At 54.8% G+C, this 3,046-nt stretch carries 2 protein-coding genes; both read right to left on the bottom strand.

Annotated features, from left to right (window positions below; genetic code table 11):
• Positions 1 to 308: 308 nt before the first annotated feature.
• Positions 309 to 2,915, bottom strand: a complete 2,607-nt coding sequence (rnr, locus tag ACODR9_RS24240) for a ribonuclease R (RefSeq protein ID WP_488813235.1) — start codon at positions 2,913 to 2,915, stop codon at positions 309 to 311.
• Positions 2,818 to 3,046: hypothetical protein (locus tag ACODR9_RS24235; RefSeq protein ID WP_488813237.1), on the bottom strand; the 229-nt coding region annotated here is incomplete at its 5' end. The genes rnr and ACODR9_RS24235, both read right to left, overlap by 98 nt.

Raw genomic sequence — 3,046 nt, 5'->3', positions numbered from 1 at the left:
GAACTATACCGCCCCACCCCTCCCTCGTCAACACTTTGTGCGAGAAAAACTGCACTATTTGCTGAAATTCCGGCCCGGCACGCGCTAAGTCACTGAGCGGCAATGCTTTATGAAATGCGGGTTTGATGACTGTTTTGCTGCGGGTGCACAGCCAGCAGCATTCTGCCGCCCATCCTGACGCTGCCCCACAGGAGAAATTGGCGCAAAAAGCTGGCCTCGGTGCTGGCACAGGCAGCAAAAAGCCCGGCGGGGCCGGGCTTTTTGTCGAGGCAGCATCTTCTCGTACTGAGCAAAAGCTTACCTATAGCTTACTGACCATCTGGCTTTTTGGTACTCCGGCTACGGCCACGTGGCGCAGATGGCACTGCGGCCTCAGCGCTGGCTGCTGGTTTGCGACGCGAACGCGGGGCCGGCGCAGCAGGTGCCGTCTGCGGAGCAGACTCGGGACTGGCGGTAGGCTTGCGTTGCCTTACAGCCGGTTTGGCAGGTTCAACGTCCACAACCGGCGTCGACTGCGGGACTACTGCGGGTTTGCGTTGCCGGCTTGCTTCCTTATTACTAGTGGGCGGCACAGCTGGCGGCGTGGCAATCACAGTTTCCTGACGGCTGGCAGCATGCTTGCCACGCTGATTCCGATTCCGACCTCCATGGCCAGTCTGCTTACGCACGGAAGTCGCAGTATGGCTTGCATGCTGCGGATGTTCTCGCTTGCCAGCAGGCGAAGCCAATACAGGCTGTGCCGTATCGCGCACGAGGGAGAAATCAACCTGGGCATTTTCCAGATTGGCACTCACCACTCTTACCGTTAGCGTATCCCCCAGGCGATAGGACATGCCACTTTTCTCTCCGACAATTGCCTGTATGTCCTTGCGGAAGTGGAAGTAGTCCTTGCCCAGCTCGGAGATATGCACCAAGCCTTCTACATAGACATCATCCAGCAGCACAAACACGCCGAAGCTGGTGACAGCGCTGATCTTGCCCTGGAAAATTTCACCAACCTTGTCCTGCATATAATAGGTTTTGAGCCAGGACTCGACATCTCGGCTGGCATCGTCAGCCCGACGCTCAGTCATTGAGCAGTGCATGCCAAGTTGCGCCCATTTACCCGGCTTGTATTTATTACCCTGCAATACCGCCTTGATGGAGCGGTGGACCAGCAAATCAGGATAACGGCGAATCGGTGAGGTGAAATGCGTGTAGGCATCATAAGCCAGACCAAAGTGGCCATTATTGTCCGGCGTATAGACGGCCTGCTGCATGGAACGCAGCAACATGGTCTGGAGTACTGGTGCATCCGGGCGACCATGAATCTGCTCTGCCAGCTTGGCATAATCCTTGGCAGTCGGTTTGTCGTTACCAGCCAGCGTCAGTCCAACCAACTGCAAGTAATTGCGCAGGTTCTCCAGCTTTTCAGGCGTGGGGCCTTCATGTACGCGATACAAGCACTTCTGCTTGCTCTTGAGCAGGAAGTCCGCTGCACAGACATTGGCCGCCAACATGCACTCTTCAATAAGGCGATGAGCATCGTTACGGACCACCGGAACGATTTTGTCTATCTTGCCCTGCTCGTTGAAGATCATCTGGGTCTCGATCGAGTCAAACTCGATGGCACCGCGTTTGGCGCGCGCCGCCAGCAACACCTTGAACAGACTATATAGTGTTTGGATATTGGGCAGCAGCGGATTATCCGTGCCATGCTGAATCCAATCCCATACCTGGGTATAAGTAAGGCGTGCCTTGGACAGCATAACCGCCGGGTAGAACTGGTAACGCTTGACCTCGCCCTTGCCGTTGATCTGCATATCGCACACCATGCACAAGCGCTCGACATCCGGATTGAGGGAGCAGATACCGTTTGACAACGCTTCCGGCAGCATCGGGATGACCCGGCGCGGGAAATAGACAGACGTGCCCCGATCTAGCGCTTCTTGATCCAAGGCATCACCCGGCTGCACATAATGGCTGACATCTGCAATCGCCACGATCAGGCGGAAGCCCTTGCCCTGCTTCTCTGCATAGACGGCATCATCAAAGTCACGAGCCGTTTCGCCATCAATGGTTACCAATGGCAGATGACGTAAGTCCACACGATCGGCCGTCAGATCCTTTTTGCGTACTTTCTTGGGCGTGGCCTTGGCTTGCGCTAGCACATCTGCCGGGAATTCATGCGGCAAGGCATGCTTACGCAGGGCAATTTCAATTTCCATGCCCGGATCTGCATAATTGCCCAACACCTCTACTACCTGGCCGACCGGCTGACGATAGGCATCCGGATATTGCAGGATTTCCACCATCACTACCTGCCCATGCTTGGCATCGCCCTGGCTGCCAGGTTCAATCAGAATTTCATGCCGAACACGGCGGTCTTCCGGGGTAACGATCCAGACACCGCGCTCCTGATGGATGCGACCAACCAACTTGCTGATCGCATGATCCAGAACTTCAACAATCTTGCCTTCCTGACGTCCACGACGATCCACACCAGAGGGGCGCACCAGCACCCGATCACCATGCATGGCTTTTTTCATTTCGCGCTCGGGCAGGAAAATATCCACCCCACTGCCTTCGCCTTCATCGGGCAAGCCAAAACCAAAGCCATCACGATGACCAGAAACCTTGCACTTGATCAGGTCCAGCTTTTCAGCAGCACAGATTGCGCCTTTACGATTGATGATGACCTGGCCTTCACGCTCCATGGCCAGCAAGCGGCGCTCAAAGAAGCCCAGCTCGGCATTCTTTATTGACAACAATGTGGCCAGTTCTTCCGGGAACATTGGCACACCATTTTGCTCCAGGAGTTGCAGAACGAACTCCCGGCTAGGTAAAGGATTGGAATATTTGAGTTTTTCTCGTTCCAAGAAAGGATCCTGCATACGCAGGGGGATGTTTTTTTGTTTTTTTGCAGATTGGGCCATTGACACCCTCGGAAACTTGTTTATAATTCGCATCTCGTTGCAGCACTACAGCAACAGAATGATACAGCAAATGCAGTGCCCAGGTGGCGGAATTGGTAGACGCACTAGGTTCAGGTCCTAGCGCCCGCAAG

Source organism: Aquitalea sp. FG25, from assembly GCF_057809375.1.
Note: the sequence above shows the minus strand (reverse complement) of the source record. Positions and strands in the feature narration are given on the sequence as shown.